The following is a 23,232-nucleotide window of genomic DNA, read 5'->3' as shown; positions in this document are numbered from 1 at the left end:
CCGGTACGGGACGGAGGTCCCTATCCGGGCTTTTGTCGCAAGCGTGATGGACGGCACTTACTTGCCCCTTGCGCCGCTTGCCCCTCCTCATGCCAAAATAGGACAAGGAGTCCGGGGAGGACTCCGTCCGTCCGTCTTTGGGGTGGAATCTCGGTATTGCTCGCTATGGGGGGTCTGGTGACTCCTGAGCGCCCCTGTGACTGATCGTCACAGGGGCGTGACTGTCCGCTATGGCATGGTCCATCGGCTTCCGTCGCTGATGAACACCTGGGAGGGCAATTCCATCGGTTTGGCCGACGCGGCTGGACAGATGGTGTAGTTGTAGTGCCGAGGACAAGCCGTTCGTCCTATAACCGACTCGACTCGCGTCCGCCATTTCGGGCAACGCGGGTCAAGGTGCAGAATTTAGAGGAAAGAACCGAGAAGGTTCGGTTCTCCCGAGGAGGCCGCTCATGACCGCTCGCACCCCTGATGCCGAGCCGCTGCTGACCCCCGCTGAGGTCGCCACCATGTTCCGTGTCGACCCCAAGACGGTCACGCGGTGGGCAAAGGCCGGCAAGCTCACGTCGATCCGCACGCTCGGCGGGCATCGCCGCTACCGCGAGGCGGAGGTCCGCGCATTGCTCGCGGGCATCCCCCAGCAGCGCAGCGAAGCCTGAACAACTGCATAACCGGGCATTTCGGCAAGTCCCCCAACCTGCCGGACGCCCGATCACAGCTCCAAGCGACGCGGGTTCCGCCCCAACGGAGCCCACGCCCAAGCTGAACAAGCATGCGACAAGGGTGTGTCGTGGATCGCGCTGGACTCCGCCGGGTCCAGCGCGATCCCTTTTTTCATGCCCTGATTGATCCCGGGATGGGCTCGGGATGTGCCCTGCTTCCGACCGGGATGTGCGGGGAACGGCACTGCTGTGCGCGGCCTTGTCGAAGTCTGGGGAGGGCTGTCGGATCTCCTGTGGGGCATCTGCGGAGACAGTGCAATTGCACATATAAAATTGACTGGTTGTAGGTGGGGCGTAAGTACCGTTGTTCCGAAAACTTATGCGGTGACACCCGTCACACGTCGGGGTCCTTGTTGCCCCTGTGGGGTCTGCGCTAGGGGATGAGGGCGCCGAAGGGGCGCCCGCCGGCTCAGGTCCTGGAGGGGGTCTCCTCCCCGGCGGCCGCGTCGGGGCTCTCCTCGCCCTCCGGGGCCGGTTCCATGGCCAGGCGCAGGAGTTGACGGCAGATCGGGCAGTGCCGCGTCAGGTGGCGGTACTGGCTCGCGGCGGCCAGATGGGCCCGCAGCAGGGCCCGCGTCTCGTGTCTGGCGCTCGCTGCCATCCGCCACCTCCGAGAGGTCGAGGGCCCTGGTCTCTGGGTACCGGCGGATCGAGGCGGCGTCAAGATGCCGTCACACGGCCGGGATTGCCGGAAGGGCCCCCGGGCGGGGCGGGAACACGCACGAGAGCCCGGGTCCGAAGACCCGGGCTCTCGATGTCATGCGGTCCTGACGGGATTTGAACCCGCGGCCTCCACCTTGACAGGGTGGCGAGCACTCCAAACTGCTCCACAGGACCAGGTTTCGCAGTCACTTTCCTGCGCTGTGCTGCGAGAAGGACTCTACAGGAGGGTGAGCCCGGCGGTCGAACTCACCCTCCGTACGGGGGCGATTACGGGACCGCGGCGTCGATCGCCTTCACGATCCGCTTGTCGGAGACGGGGTACGCCGTGCCCAGCGCGTGGGCGAAGTAGCTGACCCGCAGCTCCTCCAGCATCCAGCGGATGTCCCGCACCTGCTGGGGGACCGGGCGGCCCTGGGGCATCTGCTCCAGCAGCCACGCGTACTCGTCCTGCATCTCGTGGACCTTCTCCATGCGGCTGGTGTCCCGCTGGACGTTCGTCGGCATCTGCTGGAGGCGCCGGTCGGCCGCCACCAGATAGCGCATCAGATCCGGGAGGCGGCGCAGTCCCGTGGCCGTGACGAAGCCGGGCCTCACGAGGGCGTCCAGCTGCGTCCGTACGTCCGTCAGGTTCGCGAGCAGCGCCGCGCTCCTGGTGGCCTTCAGACGGCGCTCACAGGCCTGCCAGGCGGCGAGGACCTGCTGCACCTGCCCGACCGTGCGGACCGTCGTGTCCACGATCTCGGCGCGCACCCGGTCGTACAGCTTCCGGTAGGACTCCTCGTCCCACGCCGGGCCGCCGAAGTCACCGATCAGCTTGTCCGCCGCGGCCATCGCGCAGTCGTCGAAGAGGGCCTGGACGGTGCCGTGGGGATTGGCGGAGAGCGCGAGCTTCTGGGCGTTCGTCAGCTTGTCCGAGGCGAACTTGGCCGGGTTCACCGGGATGTTGCGCAGGATCAGGCGCCGGGTGCCCTTCCACATCGCCTCCTGCTGCTCCGCCTCGGTGTCGAAGAGGCGTACGGAGACGGTGTCCCCGTCGTCGACGAGCGCGGGGTAGGCCTTGACCGGCTGGCCCGCGCGCCGGGTCTCGAAGACCCGGGTGAGCGAGCCGATCGTCCAGTCCGTGAGGCCCGTGCGCTCCAGGGACTCCCCGCCCGTGCGCTCGGCGGTGGCCGCGGCGGCCTGCGAGATCGCCTGGCGCGCCTTGGGCTTCAGCCGGAGCTGCAGCACCTGGAGGTCCTTGTCCTCGGCGAGCTTGCGGCGCCGCTCGTCGACGATCCGGAAGGTGACCTTCAGATGGTCGGGGACCCGGGACCAGTCGAAGTCGTCGGCGGTGAGCGGGACCCCGACCATGCGCTTCAGCTCGCGGGCCAGCGTCGTCGCCAGGGGCTCCTGGAGCGGCACCGCCTGCTTGAGGAACTTCTGGGCGAAGTCGGGTGCCGGGACGTAGTTCCGGCGGATCGGCTTCGGCAGGGACCGGATCAGCTCGGTCACGACCTGCTCCCGCAGCCCCGGAATCTGCCATTCGAAGCCCTCGTCCGTCACCTGGTTGAGGACCTGGAGGGGGATGTGGACGGTCACGCCGTCCGCGTCGGCGCCCGGCTCGAACTGGTAGGTGACGCGGAACTTGAGCCGTCCCTGGTGCCACGAGTCCGGGTAGTCGTCCTTGCTGACGTCGCCGGCGCGTTCGTTGATGAGCATGGAGCGCTCGAAGTCGAGGAGTTCGGGCTCCTCGTGGCGCTTGTGCTTCCACCAGGAGTCGAAGTGCGCGCCCGACACGACGTGTTCGGGGACCCGCTGGTCGTAGAAGTCGAAGAGGGTCTCGTCGTCGACCAGGATGTCCCGGCGCCGCGCGCGGTGCTCCAGCTCCTCGACCTCGGTCAGCAGCTTGCGGTTGTCGGCGAAGAACTTGTGGTGCGTGCGCCAGTCGCCCTCGACGAGGGCGTTGCGGATGAACAGTTCGCGGGAGGCCTCCGGGTCGATCCGGCCGTAGTTCACCTTGCGCTGGGCGACGATCGGGACGCCGTACAGCGTCACCTTCTCGTACGCCATCACCGCGGCCTGGTCCTTCTCCCAGTGCGGCTCGCTGTACGTGCGCTTGAGCAGGTGTCCGGCCAGCGGCTCGACCCACTCCGGCTCGATCCTCGCGTTGACGCGCGCCCACAGCCGGGACGTCTCGACGAGTTCGGCGGACATCACGAACCGCGGGGGCTTCTTGAAGAGGGCCGAGCCCGGGAAGATCGCGAACTTGGCGCTGCGGGCGCCCAGATACTCGTTCTTCGCGCCTTCCTTGACGTCCTTCATGCCGACGTGCGAGAGCAGGCCGGCGAGGAGGGAGACGTGGACGCTCTGGTCGGCCGCGTCGTCCTCGTTCGGCTGGATGCCCATCTGCTTGGCGACCGTGCGCAGCTGGCTGTAGATGTCCTGCCACTCGCGGATCCGCAGGAAGTTCAGGTACTCCTGCTTGCACATGCGGCGGAACGAGGACGAGCCCCGCTCCTTCTGCTGCTCGCGCACGTACCGCCACAGGTTGAGGAAGGCGAGGAAGTCGCTCGTCTCGTCCCGGAAGCGGGCGTGGCTCTGGTCGGCCTGGGTCTGCTTGTCGGCGGGACGCTCGCGCGGGTCCTGGATGGAGAGCGCGGCGGCGATCACCATGACCTCGCGCACACAGCCGTTCCTGTCGGCCTCCAGGACCATCCGGGCCAGGCGCGGGTCCACGGGCAGCTGCGCGAGCTTGCGGCCGGTCTCCGTGAGCCGCTTGCGCGGGTCCTTCTGCACCGGGTCGAGGGCGCCCAGCTCCTGCAGGAGCTGCACGCCGTCGCGGATGTTGCGGTGGTCCGGCGGGTCGATGAAGGGGAACTTCTCGATGTCGCCGAGGCCGGCGGCGGTCATCTGGAGGATGACGGAGGCGAGGTTCGTCCGCAGGATCTCCGCGTCCGTGAACTCCGGGCGGGCGAGGAAGTCCTCCTCGCTGTACAGCCGGATGCAGATGCCGTCGGACGTACGGCCGCAGCGGCCCTTGCGCTGGTTGGCGCTGGCCTGCGACACCGGCTCGATGGGCAGCCGCTGCACCTTCGTGCGGTGGCTGTAGCGGGAGATGCGGGCGGTGCCCGGGTCGATGACGTACTTGATGCCCGGGACGGTGAGGGAGGTCTCCGCGACGTTGGTCGCCAGAACGATCCTGCGCCCCGTGTGCTGCTGGAAGACGCGGTGCTGCTCGGCGTGCGAGAGGCGCGCGTAGAGGGGGAGGACCTCGGTGAACCGGTAGTTCTTCTTGGTGAGCGCGTCGGCGGTGTCCCGGATCTCCCGCTCCCCGGACAGGAAGACGAGGATGTCCCCCTTGCCCTCCGCCATCAGCTCCTCGACGGCGTCGGTGATCGCGGTGATCTGGTCGCGGTCGGCGTCCTCGGAGTCCTCCTCCAGGAGCGGGCGGTAACGGACCTCGACGGGGTACGTGCGACCGCTGACCTCGACGATCGGGGCGTCGCCGAAGTGCCGGGAGAAACGCTGCGGGTCGATGGTCGCGGAGGTGATGACGACCTTGAGGTCCGGCCGCCTGGGCAGCAGCTGGGCCAGGTAGCCGAGCAGGAAGTCGATGTTCAGCGACCGCTCGTGGGCCTCGTCGATGATGATCGTGTCGTACGCGCGCAGTTCGCGGTCCGTCTGGATCTCGGCGAGCAGGATGCCGTCGGTCATGAGCTTGACGAAGGTCCCTTCCGGGTTCACCTGGTCGGTGAACCGGACCTTCCAGCCGACGGCCTCGCCGAGGGGCGTGTCCAGCTCGTCGGCGACGCGCTCGGCGACGGTGCGGGCGGCGATCCGGCGGGGCTGCGTGTGCCCGATCATGCCCCGGACGCCGCGGCCGAGCTCCAGGCAGATCTTGGGGATCTGCGTGGTCTTGCCCGATCCGGTCTCGCCCGCGACGATCACGACCTGGTGGTCCCGGATGGCCTCCGCGATCGCGTCCTTCTTCTGGCTGACCGGGAGCTGCTCGGGATAGCTGACGGCCGGGACGCGCGCGCGGCGTGCGGCCATGCGGGTCTCGGCCCGGGTGACCTCCGTGTCGATCTCGGTGAGCACGGCGGACCGGGCCTCTGGCTTGCGGATCTTGCGCGCGCCTTCGAGCCTGCGCCCGAGCCGGTGCGCGTCGCGCAGGGACAGCTCGGCCAGGCGGGCGGCGAGATCGCCGAGAACGGGGGCAGGGTGCGTAGACATACGCGGTCCAGGATCTCACCTCGGCGAAATGAGTGGCGAACCCTTTTGCGCGGCCGGCCCGCCGGGGCAGGGAGGACCGATGAATATTCCCTTCCGTTGAGAAATATCCCTTACGCGGCTTTAGCGTGTCCGTATGTCCGAGATGCCGCACGGTGCCCACGGCAGGCCCGCCACCCGGGGCGAACGGTGGGCGTCCTTCAAGGAGTCCCCGTTCCTGCCCGCGTCCGTGCTGGTCCTGATCCTCGCCGCCGCGGCGGGCCTCTTCGCGGGCTCGTACACCTACTCCATGGCGAACCCGACGCCGCGCCATGTGCCGACCGCGGTGGTGGGCGCGTACCAGGAGGGGCGGGGCAAGGCGTTCGTCGACGGGATGGAGAAGGCACTCGACGCGTCCCTAGCGATCCACGCGTACGACAGCCGGGCGGCGGCGGTCGAAGCGGTGGACGACCAGGAGGTCTTCGCGATCCTCGAGGTGCGGGAGGCGGGCAGTGCGGCCACGCTCGACGTCTCCGGGGCGTCCGGGGCCTCGGTCGCGGAGATCATCGCGCGGGCCGCTCCCGCGGTCGGTTGGGAGACGGGGGTCGCGGTCACCGTCAAGGACATCAAGCCCACGCAGCAGGGCGACCCCCGGGGCCTCGCGATCTTCTACGTCTCCCTGGCGGCCGTGATCATCGGATTCGTCGGGGCGATCCAGCTCAGCGTGCACGCACGGGCCCTGAACCCGCTGGAGCGCATCGCGTTCACGGCCGCCTACGCCCTGCTCGGCGGGTTCGTGATCGCGGCGGTGGTGGACTGGGTCCTGGGCGCGCTCGATCTGCCGTTCGCCGAGTCCTGGCTGATCCTGGCGCTGACGATGTTCGCCTCCGGCATGGTCTTCACGATGTTCAACACGCTCTTCGGACGCTGGGCGATGCTGCCCACCTGGGGCCTGATGGTCCTGCTGGGCAACCCGTCCTCGGGCGGCGCGGTGTCCTGGCCGCTGCTGCCGTCCCTGCTCGGCACCGTCGGCCGCTGGCTGCCCCCGGGGGCCTCCGTGAACGCCCAGCACACGGCCGTGTACTTCGCGGGCCACCAGCACCTGTTCCCGTTCCTGGTGCTCGCCGGGTGGGCGCTGGTCTCCTGCGCGGTGTTCTGGACCTGGCGGCACCGGCATCCGGGGGGCCGCGAAGGGACACCGGCGCACGCGGCGGCCTGACCGGCTCGTACGGCGGCGGACGGCGGGAGGGGCGGACGCCGTGCGCGTCCGCCCCTCCCGCCGTGTCCGTGCGGTCACCCGTGACCGCACGGGATGTCACCGCACGTCGACGTAGTCCTCGTATCCGCCGCCCACGAAGTGCTTGCTGTCGGGGTGCAGGAACACGGGCGTCCAGGTGCCGTCCTGCTGCGCCTTGAATCCCTTGGCGAAGGACCCGCCGGCGTTCGTGGTGACGGTCGTCATCAGGTACCAGGTCGACTTGCCCTTGGGCCGGAAGAGGATCTGGACCTTCTTGCCGCCGTACGCGCGCCAGCCCGCCGCGCCCGGCCCCCGCTCCTGGAGGACGCCCTTGACGGTGACGGTGCCGCCCTTGCGCACGGGTTCCGGTGAGGCGTTGGCGTCCTTGATCCGCGTCAGCGAGCGGTTCCTGCGCAGGGAGCCGCTGGTGGTGCCGGTGACGTCCGCGGTCGTTGAACCGGCGTACCGCAGCCGCCAGTAGCCGTCCGGATGGCCCGGCAGGCCGACGTGGAACTGCTCGTCGAACCCGGTCCGCACCGTCTTCTCGGTCTTCCAGCCGGTACGGCCGTCCGCGGAGTACTGCACGTTGACGTCGACCCGCTCGCTGTGGTCCTCGCCGAGGATGCCGGAGACGCTCAGCTCGGCACGCTCGTCCAGCGAGGCAGTGAACTCCTTGAACTTCGTCCCCGCCGTGACCTCGACGGCGACATCGGCGGTCGCCGTGCGCTCGATCCACGCGTTGTGCGGGTAGGGCGAGAACGACACCTCGTACACGGTCTTCTGGTACGGCCGGGCGGAAAAGGTGAAGCGGCCGGCGGCATCGGTGGTCGCGAGAACCGGATTGCTCGTGCTGCTGCCCTTGTGGTCCATCTCCAGCGGAATGCCGGACAGCGGCTTCCACTCCGCCCCGCTCCGGTACTGCAGCGTGCCGGACACGGAGATCGGGTCACCGGCGGCGGGGTGGAAGGACGCCCGGTCGAGGACCAGACGGGTCGGGGCCGCCTTCGGCCTGATGTCCACCCACGGGACCGTGGCGAATCCCAGGTCGCCGCGGTACTCGGCCCAGGCCCAACCGCCCTGCCGCAGCTCGCGCGAGAGGGCGAAGTGGCCGTTCTCGTCCGTGCGGGCGCTCGTGTCGCCGTTCTGGTCGAGACGGATGTCGACGTCGGCGTCGGGCAGCGGAACCGTCGAGCGGGTGCGCGGGTCGCGGACCACCAGGTCGCCGCCCACCGAGACGGTCCTGTCGTCGATGGTCGGTTCGGTGGGCGTCACGGTGAAGGCACTGATGACCGGCTGCTCCCGGTACCGCAGAGTGCCCGCGTCCTTGCGGACGGAGGTCTCGCCCGAGCTGTCCGTGACCTCGATGTCGATCGTGTAGTCGCCGAGACTGTCCAGGCGGACGGGTTCCGAGGCCCAGACGCCCTCCCAGGGACTGCTCCAGTACTTCTGCTTGAAGCCGGTCACCGTGGCCACCGGCTCCGTCGCGGTACTGCCGGCGGGCCGGAGCTCCGCGGTGACCTTCTCGACGTCCTCGCCGACAGCACTCCCGTGACCGAGACGTACGTCGATGACCGACCAGTCGGCCGAGTCGCTGTACGCCTCCTTGACCGTCGGCGCGGTGGCGTGGGCCGTGCCGGGCACGGCGAAGGCGGCGAGAAGGACGGCGCCGGCCGTCACGATGGCCCTGCTGTTGCGTCTCAAGAACCCCCCTAGGTTCCCCATGAGCCACGAAAACCCCCTCCGGTCGTCCGGAGGGGGTTTTCGATCTTGTGGCTGGGGCCGGGGTCGAACCGGCGACCTATCGCTTTTCAGGCGATCGCTCGTACCAACTGAGCTACCCAGCCACGAGATTCCTTGCGGAATCTCAGCGGTCCTGACGGGATTTGAACCCGCGGCCTCCACCTTGACAGGGTGGCGAGCACTCCAAACTGCTCCACAGGACCCAGCTGTTGTGTGCGACTGCGTGAACAGTCTTGCACACGGTTCTACGTGCCCCCAACGGGATTCGAACCCGTGCTACCGCCTTGAAAGGGCGGCGTCCTAGGCCGCTAGACGATGAGGGCTATCGGCCCGCCTGGGCGCTTCTCAGCGCGTCGGGGACGTGAGAAGCATATGGGATGGCGGGAGGTATCGCCAAAACGGTTTCGCGCGGGTTCAGGGGGCGGACTCCGCGGGGCCCGGGGACCGGGCCCCGCCCGGCCGGTTCTCCTCCGGGAGATGGCGGCTGACCTCCGCCGTCGTCAGGCCGAGACCGCCCAGCGCGATCTCGTCCCAGGCCTGGAGGCGGCGCGTGTCGCGGTCCAGGTAGAGGACCGAGGCCTCGATCGGGTCCGGGTCCCTGCCCTCCACCGCCCGCAGGCCGCTGCCGCCGGTGGAGCCCTCGATGCGGAGCCGGGTGCCGTACTTCATGACCTCCATCTCCTCGTGGTGGACGTGCCCCGCCAGCACGAGCGGAACGTCGCCGTCCGTCTGCCGGGCCGCCTCCGGGTTGTGGGCGACGGCCACGTCGACCGGGGTGCCCGCCCGCTTCTGGTCCACCAGGGCCGAGGCCAGGCGCAGGCCCGCCATCCGTTCCGCCGCGTCGCCCGCCGCCCGCGCCGAGCGGTCGGGGGTGAACTGCGGGTCGCCGATGCCGGCGAAGCGCACGCCGGCCACCGAGACCGCCTTCCCGTCGTCCAGGACCCGGACGTCCTTCATGCGCTTCATGTAGCGCTGGGTGTCGGCGGAGTCGTGGTTGCCGCGCACCCAGACGTACGGGGCGCCGAGGTCGGGGATCGGGTCCAGGAAGCCGTTCTCGGCCGCCGAGCCGTGGTCCATGGTGTCGCCGGAGTCGACGATCACATCGATGTCGTACTGCTTCACCAGCGACGCGATGATCTTCCAGCTCGCCGGGTTCAGGTGGATGTCGGAGACGTGCAGGATCCGGATCGTCGCGGGGTCCGGTTCGTACGCGGGAAGCGTGGACGTGACGTCGTACAGCTTCGTCACGTTCGTCACCAGGCGCGCCAACTCCTTCTGGTAGACGTCGAATTCGCTGACGATGCTGCGGGCGTCGCCGACGACGGAGGGCGCGGAGGAGAGCAGCCCGGAGAACCTCGGCTCCAGGACCGACTTGGGGTTCCAGGTGGCGTAGGCGGTCGCTCCGGAGGCCGCCAGGAGGGCCAGCGCCAGGCCGCCGGCCGCGAGGGCCCTGCGGGGACGGCGGTAGACCGCGAGCCCCAGGGCCGTGGCGCCGGAGACCACGGCGATGCAGGAACGGACGGCCAGGTCGAGCGTGCCGTGCTCGACGTCCCGCGTGACCTCGTCCTGGAGGCCGGAGATCCGCTCGGGGTGGTCCACCAGGGCCTGGGAGCGGACCGGGTCGAGCTGGTCCACGTCCACGTCCAGGCGGATGGGGGCCTGGTGGCTGCGCAGCTCCAGGGCGCCGAGCGGCGAGATGTTGATCTTCGTGCCGCCGGTCAGGGAGGGGCGCAGCGTCATCGTGGTGTCCATCGGGCCGACCGGGACGCGGACGTTGCCGACGATCAGCAGGCCCAGCCAGGCGCCCGTCAGGACGACGGCCACCAGGGCCAGGGCGCGGGCGTAGGGATGGGGCTGCTGGACCAGTTCGGCCGTCGGGTGGCCGCGGCGGGCGCGGTAGTGCCGGAGGAGGGCGCGCGGTGCCTTCCGGGTGAGGTCGCGGAAGCGGTGGCGGGGGTGGGGCGGGGTGGTGGCGGCGCTGGCCATTGGGGCCGTATGCCCGCGGGTGGGGGCGGATATGCGGGGGTGGGGCTTTCGGGGCATGTCGGGGTGTCTGGGGGGCTTGGGGTGCCCGGGGCCCGCGGGGTGGGGGGCGGGTGGTGCGGTGGGCTTTCCTGCCGACCTCCCGGTCGCGGGCCCGTGTCGGACAATGGCCGTGTGCTGGAGATGACGCGCGAGGAGTTCGAGGAACTGGTGGCCGACGCGCTGGACCGGATTCCGCCGGAGCTGACGCGGCTGATGGACAACGTGGCGGTGTTCGTCGAGGACGAACCGCCCGCCGACGATCCCGAGCTGCTCGGGCTGTACGAGGGCACGCCGCTGACCGATCGCGGGGAGTGGTACGCGGGGGTGCTGCCGGACCGGATCACGGTCTACCGGGGGCCGACGCTGCGGATGTGCGACTCGCGTGAGGACGTCGTCGCGGAGGTCGAGGTGACCGTCGTCCACGAGATCGCCCACCACTTCGGGATCGACGACGCGCGGTTGCACGCGCTGGGGTACGGGTGACGTGAGGGTGGCCGGATGGTCCGGTCCGGCCCTGGGGGCGCGTGTCCTTGTGCGTGCGACGGGAGTTGGGCAGGTGGACTCCCGACCCGCCCTCGGAGGTGGCTGCCCGTGCGCGCCTTGTACGTACCTGTCCGTCTGGCCGCCACGGTCGTCGCCGTCGCCGCGGCCGCCGGTTGCATGAGCGTGGGTGACGACGGGGCCGGGCCCGGGCCCTCGCACTCCCCGGGCCAGCGGGACGGAGCGTCCGGCGGGGGGTCGGCCGGGTCCGGGGGTGCGGCGGGGTCCCGCGGGGGGCCTGGCGGGCGGGCCGGGTCGGCGAAGGGCGGGGACTCCGCGTCGGGGTCGGCGTCCGCGTCCGCGTCAGCCTCAAAGGGGCGGTCCGCGAAGCCCTCGGGTGAGGTCACGTCGAAGGACGGCAAGGGTGGGGGCGGCAAGGGCGGGAGCGGGGGCGGCGGCGGGGGGCGGCCGGGGGAGCCGGGGCCGACCAAGGGGGAGCCGAGTCCCACCCGTACGGGGGAACCGACCCCTACGGAGTCGGCGCAACCGTCCGCCGATCCGAGCGCGGAGCCTTCGTCGTCGGCGCACGAGCAGACCACGCAGCTGGTGGAGCGGGAGCCGGTGCCTCGGGCGGGGGTGCCGTTCTCCGGGCGGGTGGCTTGAGGTGGGCCCGTGCCCTGGGGTGACCGCCGGGCGCGGTGCCGTTCTCCGGGCGGGTGGCTTGAGGTGGGCCCGTGCCCTGGGGTGACCGCCGGGCGCCTTGGCCCGGTGGGTGGGGCGGGGCCGCGCCAGTACATCCGCCCGTTGCATGTCGGGCGTACAGCCGCGTTGCATGAGGGCCCGGGGTTGTCTGCCCGACCTGCAACGGGCATTTGATGTACCGGCACGGCCCCTTCTGTGGGAGGGCGGGTGCAGGCCGTACCTAATGCGGTACGGGTACGGGTGCGGGTACGGGCGGGTTCGAGTCGCTCCGGGAGTCCTGGGTGCCTGGTCGGTCGGGTGACGTTGCTCACGTGGGCCGTTCGTGGCTGCTCTGACCTGGGGTTTTGTTGGTTGGCCGGGGCTGGTTCGGGGGGTCGGGGGGTGTGTGGGCCGGAGCGGTTTGCCAGGGGTGGTGAAGGGTGCGTATGGTGGTAGATCGTTTGATCCCATCGCCCGGCGCCGTAAAGAGAGCGCCCCGTGGCGCGTACTCTCCCTTGCCGTGGCCGGACCGCATAGAGGCGGTCGATTGCGACTTCACGGAGTTTGGGCGCGTGCCGAAGAACTCCGGAAGGTTCGCATTTCGCATGTCTGTTTCCAGTACTGATCACGTCGTCGTGCCCGAGAACAACGAGAACGCCGACATCGAGCTCGCCCCGGCCACGGAGGCCGCTCCCGAGGTCACCTTCGCCACGCTCGGTCTCCCCGAGGGCGTCGTGCGCAAGCTCGCACAGAACGGCGTGACCGCCCCCTTCCCGATCCAGGCCGCGACCATCCCGGACGCCCTGGCCGGCAAGGACATCCTCGGCCGTGGCCGTACCGGCTCCGGCAAGACCCTCTCGTTCGGTCTGCCGCTGCTGGCGACGCTGTCCGGCGGCCACACCGAGAAGAAGAAGCCCCGCGGCATCATCCTCACGCCGACCCGTGAGCTCGCGATGCAGGTCGCGGACGCGCTCCAGCCGTACGGCGACGTGCTCGGCCTGAAGATGAAGGTCGTCTGCGGCGGTACGTCGATGAGCAACCAGATGTACGCCCTGGAGCGCGGCGTCGACGTCCTCGTCGCCACCCCGGGCCGCCTGCGCGACATCATCAGCCGCGGCGCCTGCTCGCTGGAGAACGTCCGGGTCGCCGTCCTCGACGAGGCCGACCAGATGTCCGACCTGGGCTTCCTGCCCGAGGTCACCGAGCTGCTCGACCAGATCCCCGGCGGCGGCCAGCGCATGCTGTTCTCCGCCACGATGGAGAACGAGATCTCCACGCTGGTCAAGCGCTACCTGACGAACCCCGTCACACACGAGGTCGACAGCGCCCAGGGCAACGTCACGACCATGTCGCACCACATCCTCATCGTGAAGCCCAAGGACAAGGCGCCGGTCACCGCCGCGATCGCCTCCCGCAAGGGCCGCACGATCATCTTCGTCCGCACGCAGCTGGGCGCCGACCGCATCGCCGAGCAGCTCTGCGAGTCCGGTGTGAAGGCCGACGCGCTGCACGGCGGTATGACGCAGGGTGCGCGCACCCGCGTGCTCGAGGACTTCAAGAAGGGCTACGTCAACGCCCTCGTCGCCACCGACGTCGCCGCCCGCGGCATCCACGTCGACGGCATCGACCTGGTACTGAACGTGGACCCGGCCGGCGACCACAAGGACTACCTGCACCGTTCCGGTCGTACCGCGCGTGCGGGCCGCTCCGGCACCGTCGTCTCGCTGTCCCTGCCGCACCAGCGCCGCCAGATCTTCCGGCTGATGGAGGACGCGGGCGTCGACGCCGCGCGTCACATCATCAACTCCGGTGCGGCCTTCGAGCCCGAGGTCGCCGAGATCACCGGTGCCCGGTCGATGACCGAGGTCCAGGCCGAGTCCGCGGGCAACGCGGCGCAGCAGGCCGAGCGCGAGGTCTCGCAGCTCACCAAGGAGCTGGAGCGTGCGCAGCGCCGTGCCGTCGAGCTGCGCGAGGAGGCCGACCGGCTGGTCGCCCGTGCCGCGCGTGAGCGGGGCGACGACCCGGAGGCGGCCGTCGCGGCCGCCGCCGAGCAGGCCGTGGCCGAGGCTCCCGCCGAGGTCGCCGAGCAGCCCGCCGAGCGCGAGCGTTCCTCGTACGAGGCGCCGCGTCAGCGTCGTGACGAGCGCGGCAACTTCGAGCGTCGTGACAATGACCGTGGTGGGTTCCGCCGCGACGACCGTCGTGATGACCGTGGTGCTGGTGGCCGTACGTTCGAGCGTCGTGACGGTGGTGACCGTGGTGGGTTCCGCCGCGATGACCGTCGTGACGACCGCGGTGCCGGTGGCCGTACGTTCGAGCGTCGTGACGGTGGTGACCGTGGTGGGTTCCGCCGCGATGACCGTCGTGACGACCGTGGTGCCGGTGGCCGTACGTTCGAGCGTCGTGACGGTGGTGACCGTGGTGGGTTCCGCCGCGACGACCGTCGTGACGACCGTGGTACCGGTGGCCGTACCTTCGAGCGTCGTGACGACCGTGGTGCCGGTGGCCGTACGTTCGAGCGTCGTGACGGTGCCGACCGTGGTGGGTTCCGCCGCGACGACCGTCGTGACGACCGCGGTGCCGGTGGCCGTACCTTCGAGCGTCGTGACGACCGCGGCGGTCACCGCGGCAGCGACCGCCCCTTCAACCGTGACCGTCAGGACAACCGCCCCTCCAGCGGTTTCCGCGCCGGCAGCCACGACCGCCCGTACGGCCGTCGTGACGAGCACCGCGGCACCGGCGCCGGTGCCTTCGGCCGCCGGGACGAGAAGCCCCGCTGGAAGCGCAACGGCTGAGCCGGTGACCTCACCCGCCTGAGGCACTGACTTCGAAGGGCCCGCACGACACGCGTCGTGCGGGCCCTTCGCCGTGTGCGGGTGATCATTTTTCCGACCGGTCACGGTCGAGTTTCGGCCTTCGTGCGGCGCATGTCGGGCACCCGGCGAGGGAATCGCTGGGGGCATGACAATTCCTGACGCCTCGGGGGCGCGCGACCCGTCCCCGGCCGCCGCCCTCTCCGACGAGGACCGGCTCGCCCAGCTCGGCTACACGCAGGTCCTTGCCCGCCGCATGTCCGCGTTCTCGAACTACGCGGTGTCCTTCACGATCATCTCGGTGCTGTCGGGCTGTCTGACGCTGTACCTGTTCGGGATGAACACCGGCGGTCCCGCCGTGATCACCTGGGGATGGGTCGTGGTCGGACTGATGACGCTGGTCGTCGGGCTGGCGATGGCGGAGATCTGTTCGGCGTATCCCACGTCCGCGGGCCTGTACTTCTGGGCCCACCGCCTGGCGCCGCCGCGTACGGCCGCGGCCTGGGCGTGGTTCACCGGCTGGTTCAACGTGCTCGGGCAGCTCGCGGTGACCGCCGGCGTCGACTTCGGCGCCGCGTCCTTCCTCGGGGCCTACCTGAACCTCCAGTTCGACTTCAAGGTCACCCCCGGCCGGACGGTCCTGCTCTTCGCCGGGATCCTCGTCCTGCACGGGCTCCTCAACACCTTCGGCGTCCGCATCGTCGGCCTGCTCAACAGCATCAGCGTGTGGTGGCACGTGCTGGGGGTCGCGGTGATCGTCGGTGCGCTCGCCCTCGTGCCGGACCACCACCGGCCCGCGTCCTTCGTGTTCACCGAGTTCGTGAACAACACCGGCTGGGGCAGCGGGTTGTACGTCGTCCTCATCGGCCTGCTCATGGCGCAGTACACCTTCACCGGGTACGACGCCTCGGCCCACATGACCGAGGAGACCCGCGACGCGTCGACGGCGGGACCCCGGGGCATCGTCCGCTCCATCTGGACGTCCTGGATAGCGGGTTTCGTCCTGCTGCTCGGCTTCACCTTCGCCATCCAGTCGTACGACAAGGCGCTGGACTCGCCGACGGGAGCCCCGCCGGCGCAGATCCTGCTCGACGCGCTCGGAGCGACGTCGGGCAAGCTCCTGCTGCTGGTCGTCATCGCGGCCCAGCTCTTCTGCGGGATGGCGTCCGTGACCGCCAACAGCCGCATGATCTACGCCTTTTCGCGGGACGGGGCACTGCCGTTCTCGCGGGTGTGGCACACGGTGGACCCGCGGACCAGGACGCCCGTGGCGGCGGTCTGGCTCGCGGCACTCGGCGCCCTGGCACTCGGCCTCCCGTACCTGATCAACGTGACGGCGTACGCGGCCGTGACGTCGATCGCCGTCATCGGCCTCTACATCGCCTACGTCATCCCCACGCTCCTGCGGCTGCGCAAGGGCGAGGCGTTCGAGCGGGGACCCTGGCACCTGGGCCGCTGGTCCCGGGCGATCGGGACCGTCGCCGTCGCCTGGGTGGCCCTCATCACCGTCCTGTTCATGCTGCCGCAGGTCTCCCCCGTCACCTGGAAGACCTTCAACTACGCCCCGGTCGCGGTCCTCGTCGTCCTCGGCTTCGCCGCGACCTGGTGGCTGGCCTCCGCCCGGCACTGGTTCCTCAACCCCGACCACGAACGCACGATCGCCCGGGAGGCCGCCCGCGCGGGCGCACCCGAACCGGTCGATCCCTGACCGTCCCGCCCACTTCGGACCGCGCGGCGCGGCCGGGTCACCGATACCCGATCGGAGTCCCGGCCCGGTCCGGCTATGCTCGGGGATGCATCGGCGCGAGCCGCTGCGTGGACCCTTAGCTCAATTGGCAGAGCAGTGGACTTTTAATCCATTGGTTGTGGGTTCGAGTCCCACAGGGTCTACCGCCCACAGCGCCCCACCCGGTTTTGGCCGGGTGGGGCGCTGTCGTCGTTGATCCGAACCACCAAGAGCCGAGCGCTCGGAGCCGGAGGGTGCGTCCCATGCCCCATCCCCACGTCCTGCTGTCCGCCGCCGTCTCCCTGGACGGCTTCCTGGACGACACCGGGCCCGACCGGCTGCTGCTCTCCGGGCCGGCCGACTTCGACCGGGTCGACGAGGTGCGGGCGTCCAGCGACGCGATCCTGATCGGCGCCGGGACCATCCGGGCCGACAACCCCCGGCTGCTGGTGAACTCGGCCGAGCGGCGGGCGGCCCGGCTCGCGGCGGGGCGTCCTGAGTACCCGCTCAAGGTCACGGTCAGCGGGTCCGGCGACCTCGACCCGGCCGCGCAGTTCTGGCACACCGGCGGCGAAAAGACCGTCTACACCACCGACAGGGGCGCCGCCCGGGCCACCGCCGCCCTGCGCGGTCTCGGCGTCGGCATCGTCGCCACCGGCCCCGAACTTCACTGGCGCGCCGTCCTGGAGCACCTGCACGACGTACGGGGCGTCCGGCGGCTCATGGTCGAGGGCGGCGGCCGGGTGCACACCCAGCTGCTGCGCCAGGGCCTCGCCGACGAACTGCAGTTGGTGCTGGCGCCGCTCCTCGTGGGCGAGCCGGACGCCCCGCGCATGTTCGGGCCCGGCCCCTATCCCGGCGGGCGGATGCGGCTGGTGGAGAGCCGGCCCGTCGGCGACGTCGTCCTCGCCCGGTACGTGCCGACCGCGCCCGGCACCGGGCCGCTGGCCTCCGCCGCCGACCGGCGGTGGCTGGCGCTGGCCTGCGAACTGGCCGGGCAGTGCCCGCCGTCGCGGACCGCGTTCAGCGTGGGCGCGGTCGTGGTGGCGGCGGACGGCACCGAGATCGCCCGTGGCCACTCCCGCGAGGGCGACCCGGTGGAGCATGCCGAGGAGGCCGCACTCGCCAAGGCCGGTCCCGCGGACCCGCGGCTCGCCGGTGCCACCGTCTACAGCAGCCTGGAGCCCTGCGCCCGCCGTGCCTCCCGGCCGTCGCCGTGCGCGCGGCTGATCCTGGACGCCGGGGTACGGCGCGTGGTCACCGCCTGGCGGGAGCCCGACACCTTCGTCGCCGGTGCCGACGGAAGCGGGGTGCTGCGGGCCGGGGGCGCCGACGTCGTCGTCCTCGCGGAGTACGAGGAGGCGGCGAAGGCACCCAACCGGCACCTCCGGCCGGCCGCCGGGCCCGACCTGACATGACCCGGCGGGCCGGCGGGGACGATCCGTACCCGTCCCGGGAGACCAGGACGCACGCCGGGATCCCGGCCGCCCAGGCCCCGCCCGGGCCGGACGTCCCTGGTGAGGGGCGGTGCCGGGAGCACGTGTGTGCCGGGGCCCCCGCGCATGGCGTACACTTGTCTCAACGACGCGGGGTGGAGCAGCTCGGTAGCTCGCTGGGCTCATAACCCAGAGGTCGCAGGTTCAAATCCTGTCCCCGCTACTGAAGGCCCAGGGCCGGAACTCGGATCATCGAGTTCCGGCCCTGAGTCGTTTCCGCGCACCGGGACACCAGCGCGGCCGGTGTCATCCGGTCGGTCCACACCGGTCGCCGCCCGCCCCCGCCGCGGGAAGCCTGGACGGGTGGGGCAGCGACGTGATGCGCAGCGGCCGGGGGAGCCGGAGGCCGGCGGGACCGGGGCCGGGTACTCCGGCGGCGAGCGGCCGAGCGGGCCGGTTCCCGAGGGGCGCGAGCGGGCCGGGGGGCGGCTGCCCGGGGATCCGGTGCCGGATCCCGGCCTCGGGAACGCCGCGCCGCCCACGTCCGCCGAGCCCGTCGCCCGGCGGATCTCGTCCGCGCGCCGCTTCCTCCGGGCCCTGCCCGCGCTGCTCGTCGCGGCCGGGATCGTCTACGACCTCCTCACGCCGTCACAGTTCACCGCGGCCCCCTTCTTCACGGCCGCACCCCTGGTCGCCGCTCCGCTCTTCTCGCTGCGCGGCACGGTCCTCACCGGTCTCGCCGCGCTCGCCGCCGTCCTCTCCGTCCACCTCGAACTCGGCATCGTGCTGCGCGTCGACGCGATCACCGAACTGGTCACCGTCGCCACCGTCACCGTCCTGGCCGTCCTCATCAACATCCTCGTCCGGCGCTCCGACGAACGGCTCGCCTCCGCGCGCGAGATCGCCGAGGCCGCACAGCGCGCCGTACTGCCGCGCCCGGAGGAGCGGATCGGCGGGCTCGAGGTGGCCGCGCGGTACGAGGCCGCGCAGGCCGACGCGTTCATCGGCGGTGACCTGTACGCGGTGCAGGATTCCCCGTACGGCGTGCGGCTGGTCGTCGGGGATGTGCGGGGCAAGGGCATGGGGGCGGTGACGGCGGTCGCCGTCGTCATCGGGGCCTTCCGGGAGGCTGCCGAGCACGAGTCGACGCTGGAGGCGGTCGCCCAGCGGCTGGAGCGGGCGCTGGCGCGGGAGGGGACACGGCGCGACGGGCTCGACGCCTTCGAGGGGTTCACGACGGCCGTCCTCGCGGAGGTCGCGCACGGGGACGGCGTCGTGCGCCTCCTGAACCGCGGCCATCCCCCGCCGCTGCTCCTGCACGCGGACGGCACCCTGCGCACGCTGGAGGCACCGGAGCCCGCGCTGCCGCTCGGGATGGGCGAGCTCGGCACGTGGCCCGACCGCGCCACGGTGGTCGCGTTCCGGGCCGGAGCCACCCTGCTCCTCTACACGGACGGGCTGTCGGAGGCGCGCGACCCCCAGGGGCGGTTCTACGACCCGGCGGAGCGGCTCGCCGGGCGGGCCTTCCGCGACCCGGACGCCCTGCTCTCGGCCCTCATCAAGGACGTGCACCGGCACACCGGGGACGGGACGACGGACGACCTGGCGCTGCTCGCCGTCCGGCGGTCGTGAGTGTCCGGCGCGGCGTTCAGGGCCCGCCGTCACCCGAGGTGACCGGGCGGGATCACTGCGCATAACAGCTGACGCATCGTCAACTCTTTTGAGGTTTACGACTCACGGTCAACTCGCCCGGTTTTCACCGCTCGTGACCCGTAAGTCCGTGACGAAGACGTTAATGATCAGTCGGAACAGCTTGGAATAGGGGACCCGCGTCTATTAACGTTCGATAACGCAGCGCGGTCGTCCCAGCCGTCACAAGAGACGGCTCCGTGCGCACGCGCCGAATCCCGCAAGGGAACCGGGGAACCACCAATTTGGGGTGAATCGAGCGTCTATCACGGTGCAGCGCACCCTGGTTGACGCGCGTAGGAGACCTTCCTGCTCCGAACCCGTCAGCTAACCCGGTAGGCGAGAAGGAAGGAAAGGAGCGCGCCCACGTGGCGTCCAACCGGCCTGCCCAGAACACCTCGTTCGCGCCGAGTGAGAAGCAGAGCGACACCTTCGGCTACGGCCACGGCAACGACGAGGGCCCCTGGGAGGAGTGGAATCCCACCGCGGATTCCGTCCGTCCCGTACGTGGCCGGCACCGCGTCTCCAAGCAGCGCGGCGGAGGACTCGCCCGGAGCTCCACCGTCCTCGGCGTCGGCGTCATCGCCGCCGTCGGCGCGGGCGGCATGGCCACCGCGCAGAGCGGCAAGCCCCCGGTCTCCATCTCGATGCCCGACCTGTCGTCGGTCGCCGACTCGGCCAGGAACCTGATATCGGACGGCTCCGCCGAACCCGCCACGGCCGCCTCCGCCACCCCGCTCACCACCGCCGGACTCGCCGGCTCGGACACGGCCCAGGGCACCGCCGGCGCGGGCGAGGCCCTGCGTGCCCGCATCATGCAGCAGGCCGAGTCGCAGCAGGACCAGGTCGACCTCAAGGCCGCCGAGGCCGCGCAGGCCGCCGCCGTGAAGAAGGCCGCCGAGGAAGCGGCCAAGTCGCAGGACGAGGCCGAGGCCAAGGCCGCCGCCGCCAAGAAGAAGGCGGAGCAGGAGGCCAAGGAGAAGGCGGAGGCCGAGCGCCTCGCCAAGCTCGCCAAGAGCTACACGCTGCCGACCTCCTCGTACACGCTGACCTCGCACTTCGGTGACGCCGGTGCCATGTGGTCCTCCGGCCACCACACCGGCCTCGACTTCGCGGCGCCCACCGGCACGCTGATCAAAGCCGTGCACAGCGGCACCGTCACCGAGGCCGGCTGGGCCGGTGCGTACGGCTACCGCACGGTCCTCACCCTCGACGACGGCACCGAGATCTGGCTCTGCCACCAGTCGTCCATCAGCGCCGGCGTGGGCCAGAAGGTCTCCACCGGTGAGGTCATCGGGCGGGTCGGCGCGACCGGCAACGTGACCGGGCCTCACCTGCACATGGAGGTGCACCCGGGCGGCAGCGCCGGCGGTGTCGACCCGCTGGCCTGGCTGCAGAGCAAGGGCCTCAACCCGTAACCAAGGCGGCCCTCCCGGCCGGGCCTGCGGAATACGTACCTCGGTCAACGGTGTTGAGATGCACCATGACCGCACTCCGCAAGCTCGGCCCGTCCGACCTCGAGGTCTTCCCGCTCGCCCTCGGCGGCAACGTCTTCGGCTGGACCGCCGACGAGGACGCGTCCTTCGCCGTGCTGGACGCGTACGCGGCAGCCGGCGGCAACTTCGTGGACACCGCCGACACCTACTCCTCGTGGGCACCCGGCAACGAGGGCGGCGAGTCGGAGACGGTCATCGGCAGGTGGTTCGCCGCGCGCGGCAACCGCTCCGAGATCGTCCTGGCCACCAAGGCCGGTGCCCATCCCGCGTACAAGGGGCTGTCCCCGGACACCCTCAGGGCCGCGGCCGACGCGTCGCTGCGCCGCCTGGGGACGGACTACATCGACCTCTACTACACGCACTACGACGACCCCTCGGTCCCGGTCGAGGAGATCATCGGCACCCTCGACGAACTGGTGCGGTCAGGCAAGGTGCGCGCCGTCGCCGCCTCCAACATCTCGCCCGAGCGGCTCCAGGAGTCCCTGGAGTTCTCCGACCGCGAGGGCCTCGCCCGCTACGTCGCCCTCCAGCCGCACTACAACCTCGTCTCGCGCGACACCTACGAGGGCCCGCTCCAGGAGATCGCCTCCCGTTCCGGCCTCGCCACCGTCCCCTACTACGCCCTCGCCTCCGGCTTCCTGACCGGCAAGTACCGCCCCGGTACGACGGTCGACTCCGCGCGGGCCGCGGGCGCAGGCAAGCACCTGGAGACCGAGCGCGGGCGTCGCGTGCTGGCCGCGCTGGACGAGATCGCCGAGTCCCGGGGCGTCCCGCACGCCACCATCGCCCTGGCGTGGCTCGCCGACCGGCCCACGGTGGCCGCGCCGCTCGCCTCCGCGCGGACGGCCGAGCAACTCCCTGCGCTCCTGGGCGTGGCCGACCTGACCCTCACGGACGCGGAGTCGGCCGAGCTGACGCGGGCGTCGGCGTAGGGCCTGTCAGCCAGGCCTGCGGGCCTGCCTGCGGCCTCACGAGCGGTAGGGGTTGTAGGCCGGATACGCGTCGTACGCGGGGTGGGGCGGGCGGTACGCCGCCGCGGGGCCGGCGTACGGCCGGGCGTGCGCCGGCGCGTGCACCGGCGGCCACGGGGGTGCGACCGGGGGCGCGGCGGCGCGGGCCGCGTACGCGAGGGAGGGGCGGGCGACGTCCCTGCGCCGCCACAGCTCGTGCAGCAGCTCCCTCTCCCGTACGACGAAGTCGGGGCCGGCGTGGCCACGGCGTCCCCGGTGCCGCAGGAACGCGAGCGAGGTCGCGTAGGCCTCGTACTGGGCGACGGAGCGCGCGGCGGCCCGGCCGAAGTGGTGCTTGGCGTAGTCGCGGGCGAGGCGCCGCGCGCGCATGGAGCCGAGCACGAACGGCTCGGGCGCGGCCAGCCACCCGGTGACGGCGTAGGCGGGCAGTTCCGCGCGCACCGTGCGCAGCTCCCGCTGGCGGGTCCAGACGACCAGCCAGGTGAGCAGCCCGAACGCGGGGACCATGAACGCCGCGTAGACCGCGAAGAAGCCGTACTCGCCGAAGGACGACGAGCCGTTCCACATGGCGTGCATGCCCATGGCCGTCAGCAGGCCGGACAGGGGCAGCAGTACGCGCCGCAGCCGCCGGCGGTCCGCGGAGAGCGCGGCGATGCCGAACCCGATGCCGGTGAGGACGGTGAACAGCGGGTGCGCGAAGGGCGACATCACCACGCGCACGAAGAAGGTCGCCGCCGTCACGGACGCGAGTCCCCGGTCGCCGTTCAGCTGGTCGGTGCCGAAGGCGGTGCCGAGGTAGAGGATGTTCTCGGTGAACGCGAAGCCGGTGGCGGTGATCCCGGCGATGACGACTCCGTCGACGATCCCCGTGAAGTCCCGTCTGCGGAACAGGAAGACCAGCAGCACGGCCGCGCCCTTCGCGGACTCCTCCACCACGGGCGCTATGACCGTCGCGCCGAGCGTGTCGGCGCTGGACGGGTCGGCGGTCGCGGTCGCTATCCAGCGGGTCGCGAAGCTGTTGGCGACGATCGCGATCAGCGCCGCCGCGCACGCGCCCCAGGCGAAGGCGAAGACGAGGTTCCGCCGGGGGCCCGGTTCGACCCGGTCCAGCCAGCGGAACGCGGCGACGAGGAGCGGGACGGGCAGGATGGCGAGGCCCAGGCCGACCAGGAAGCCCTGGGTGCCGGTCTGCCTGCGGACGAGGGCCAGGATGACGAGCCCGGACAGCGCGAGCAGGGTGATCAGGGCGCCGTAACGCACCCATCTGTGCTGCCACCAGTGCGCGTGCCGCAGCCCGCCGTCGGCGGAGCCGCTGGGGTACGTCGGGTACGGGGGAAAGGTGGCCACGGCATCGACCCTAACGAG

At 71.2% G+C, this 23,232-nt stretch carries 14 protein-coding genes, 6 tRNA genes and 1 riboswitch; of the genes, 11 read left to right on the top strand and 9 right to left on the bottom strand.

Features of this window, described 5'->3' with window-relative positions; translation table 11 throughout:
* The first annotated feature begins 452 nt into the window (after positions 1 to 452).
* Positions 453 to 659, top strand: a complete 207-nt coding sequence (bldC, locus tag ACFYP4_RS12545) for a developmental transcriptional regulator BldC (protein WP_003949541.1) — start codon at positions 453 to 455, stop codon at positions 657 to 659.
* A gap of 472 nt (positions 660 to 1,131) precedes the next feature.
* Here the strand turns inward: bldC and ACFYP4_RS12540 are convergent, their stop codons facing one another.
* From ACFYP4_RS12540 to hrpA, 3 genes are all read right to left on the bottom strand, one after another.
* Positions 1,132 to 1,323 (bottom strand): DUF6274 family protein, encoded by a 192-nt coding sequence (locus ACFYP4_RS12540; RefSeq protein WP_358852614.1) that lies wholly within the window; start codon positions 1,321 to 1,323, stop codon positions 1,132 to 1,134.
* 161 nt (positions 1,324 to 1,484) lie between these two features.
* Positions 1,485 to 1,559 (bottom strand) — tRNA-Asp (locus tag ACFYP4_RS12535).
* Between the two features lie 93 nt (positions 1,560 to 1,652).
* Positions 1,653 to 5,597 (bottom strand): ATP-dependent RNA helicase HrpA, encoded by a 3,945-nt coding sequence (gene hrpA / locus ACFYP4_RS12530; RefSeq protein ID WP_388785115.1) that lies wholly within the window; start codon positions 5,595 to 5,597, stop codon positions 1,653 to 1,655.
* Positions 5,598 to 5,739: 142 nt separating this feature from the next.
* Between hrpA and ACFYP4_RS12525 the strand changes: the two genes are divergently transcribed.
* On the top strand, positions 5,740 to 6,792 hold the full coding sequence (locus ACFYP4_RS12525; protein WP_388785676.1) for an ABC transporter permease: 1,053 nt from the start codon (positions 5,740 to 5,742) through the stop codon (positions 6,790 to 6,792).
* A 96-nt stretch (positions 6,793 to 6,888) separates the two neighbouring features.
* Here ACFYP4_RS12525 and ACFYP4_RS12520 read toward each other — a convergent pair whose 3' ends face one another.
* From ACFYP4_RS12520 to ACFYP4_RS12500, 5 genes are all read right to left on the bottom strand, one after another.
* Positions 6,889 to 8,511 (bottom strand): hypothetical protein, encoded by a 1,623-nt coding sequence (locus ACFYP4_RS12520; protein ID WP_388785113.1) that lies wholly within the window; start codon positions 8,509 to 8,511, stop codon positions 6,889 to 6,891.
* A 69-nt stretch (positions 8,512 to 8,580) separates the two neighbouring features.
* Positions 8,581 to 8,654, bottom strand: a tRNA-Phe gene (locus ACFYP4_RS12515).
* Between the two features lie 24 nt (positions 8,655 to 8,678).
* Positions 8,679 to 8,753: transfer RNA gene (locus tag ACFYP4_RS12510), tRNA-Asp, on the bottom strand.
* Positions 8,754 to 8,800: 47 nt separating this feature from the next.
* Positions 8,801 to 8,873: transfer RNA gene (locus ACFYP4_RS12505), tRNA-Glu, on the bottom strand.
* Positions 8,874 to 8,964: 91 nt separating this feature from the next.
* On the bottom strand, positions 8,965 to 10,536 hold the full coding sequence (locus ACFYP4_RS12500; protein ID WP_358852617.1) for a metallophosphoesterase: 1,572 nt from the start codon (positions 10,534 to 10,536) through the stop codon (positions 8,965 to 8,967).
* Positions 10,537 to 10,707: 171 nt separating this feature from the next.
* On the opposite strand from ACFYP4_RS12500, the gene ACFYP4_RS12495 reads away from it, so the two are divergent.
* The 9 genes from ACFYP4_RS12495 to ACFYP4_RS12455 all read left to right on the top strand — a co-directional run bounded on the left by ACFYP4_RS12495 (position 10,708) and on the right by ACFYP4_RS12455 (position 21,828).
* Entirely contained in the window at positions 10,708 to 11,058 is a 351-nt protein-coding gene (locus ACFYP4_RS12495) for a metallopeptidase family protein (RefSeq protein WP_358852618.1), read from the top strand.
* Between the two features lie 1,283 nt (positions 11,059 to 12,341).
* The gene (locus ACFYP4_RS12490) at positions 12,342 to 14,531 is read left to right on the top strand and encodes a DEAD/DEAH box helicase (protein WP_388785111.1); all 2,190 of its coding nucleotides are present in this window, start codon (positions 12,342 to 12,344) and stop codon (positions 14,529 to 14,531) included.
* A 166-nt stretch (positions 14,532 to 14,697) separates the two neighbouring features.
* Positions 14,698 to 16,257, top strand: coding sequence for an amino acid permease (locus ACFYP4_RS12485; RefSeq protein ID WP_358852620.1), 1,560 nt, complete (start codon positions 14,698 to 14,700; stop codon positions 16,255 to 16,257).
* Positions 16,258 to 16,366: 109 nt separating this feature from the next.
* Positions 16,367 to 16,439, top strand: a tRNA-Lys gene (locus tag ACFYP4_RS12480).
* Positions 16,440 to 16,538: 99 nt separating this feature from the next.
* Entirely contained in the window at positions 16,539 to 17,693 is a 1,155-nt protein-coding gene (locus ACFYP4_RS12475) for a dihydrofolate reductase family protein (protein ID WP_388785108.1), read from the top strand.
* Between the two features lie 167 nt (positions 17,694 to 17,860).
* Positions 17,861 to 17,934 (top strand) — tRNA-Met (locus tag ACFYP4_RS12470).
* Positions 17,935 to 18,074: 140 nt separating this feature from the next.
* Complete coding sequence (locus tag ACFYP4_RS12465; protein ID WP_388785106.1) at positions 18,075 to 19,343, top strand: PP2C family protein-serine/threonine phosphatase; 1,269 nt, start codon at positions 18,075 to 18,077, stop codon at positions 19,341 to 19,343.
* Between the two features lie 256 nt (positions 19,344 to 19,599).
* Positions 19,600 to 19,757, top strand: a riboswitch (cyclic di-AMP (ydaO/yuaA leader).
* Between the two features lie 11 nt (positions 19,758 to 19,768).
* Positions 19,769 to 20,818: a M23 family metallopeptidase gene (locus tag ACFYP4_RS12460; RefSeq protein WP_358852623.1), complete on the top strand. Its 1,050-nt coding sequence runs from the start codon at positions 19,769 to 19,771 to the stop codon at positions 20,816 to 20,818.
* Between the two features lie 65 nt (positions 20,819 to 20,883).
* The gene (locus ACFYP4_RS12455; RefSeq protein WP_358852624.1) at positions 20,884 to 21,828 is read left to right on the top strand and encodes an aldo/keto reductase; all 945 of its coding nucleotides are present in this window, start codon (positions 20,884 to 20,886) and stop codon (positions 21,826 to 21,828) included.
* Positions 21,829 to 21,864: 36 nt separating this feature from the next.
* Here ACFYP4_RS12455 and ACFYP4_RS12450 read toward each other — a convergent pair whose 3' ends face one another.
* A complete protein-coding gene (locus ACFYP4_RS12450; protein ID WP_358852625.1) occupies positions 21,865 to 23,214 on the bottom strand; it encodes a PrsW family intramembrane metalloprotease in 1,350 nt (449 codons plus the stop codon).
* Between the last annotated feature and the right edge of the window lie 18 nt (positions 23,215 to 23,232).

The organism is Streptomyces sp. NPDC005551, assembly GCF_042871785.1.
Lineage (GTDB): Bacteria > Actinomycetota > Actinomycetes > Streptomycetales > Streptomycetaceae > Streptomyces.
The sequence above is the reverse complement of the archived record's forward strand: the minus strand, read 5'-3'. Positions and strand labels throughout refer to the sequence as shown.

Bases quoted from the DNA above. Each gene is read 5' to 3' on its own strand.
- ACFYP4_RS12500 (WP_358852617.1), bottom strand. From the start codon at position 10,536: ATGGCCAGCGCCGCCACCACCCCGCCCCACCCCCGCCACCGCTTCCGC.
- ACFYP4_RS12525 (WP_388785676.1), top strand. From the start codon at position 5,740: ATGCCGCACGGTGCCCACGGCAGGCCCGCCACCCGGGGCGAACGGTGG.
- hrpA (WP_388785115.1), bottom strand. From the start codon at position 5,597: ATGTCTACGCACCCTGCCCCCGTTCTCGGCGATCTCGCCGCCCGCCTG.
- bldC (WP_003949541.1), top strand. From the start codon at position 453: ATGACCGCTCGCACCCCTGATGCCGAGCCGCTGCTGACCCCCGCTGAG.
- ACFYP4_RS12490 (WP_388785111.1), top strand. From the start codon at position 12,342: ATGTCTGTTTCCAGTACTGATCACGTCGTCGTGCCCGAGAACAACGAG.
- ACFYP4_RS12455 (WP_358852624.1), top strand. From the start codon at position 20,884: ATGACCGCACTCCGCAAGCTCGGCCCGTCCGACCTCGAGGTCTTCCCG.
- ACFYP4_RS12540 (WP_358852614.1), bottom strand. From the start codon at position 1,323: ATGGCAGCGAGCGCCAGACACGAGACGCGGGCCCTGCTGCGGGCCCAT.
- ACFYP4_RS12485 (WP_358852620.1), top strand. From the start codon at position 14,698: ATGACAATTCCTGACGCCTCGGGGGCGCGCGACCCGTCCCCGGCCGCC.
- ACFYP4_RS12475 (WP_388785108.1), top strand. From the start codon at position 16,539: ATGCCCCATCCCCACGTCCTGCTGTCCGCCGCCGTCTCCCTGGACGGC.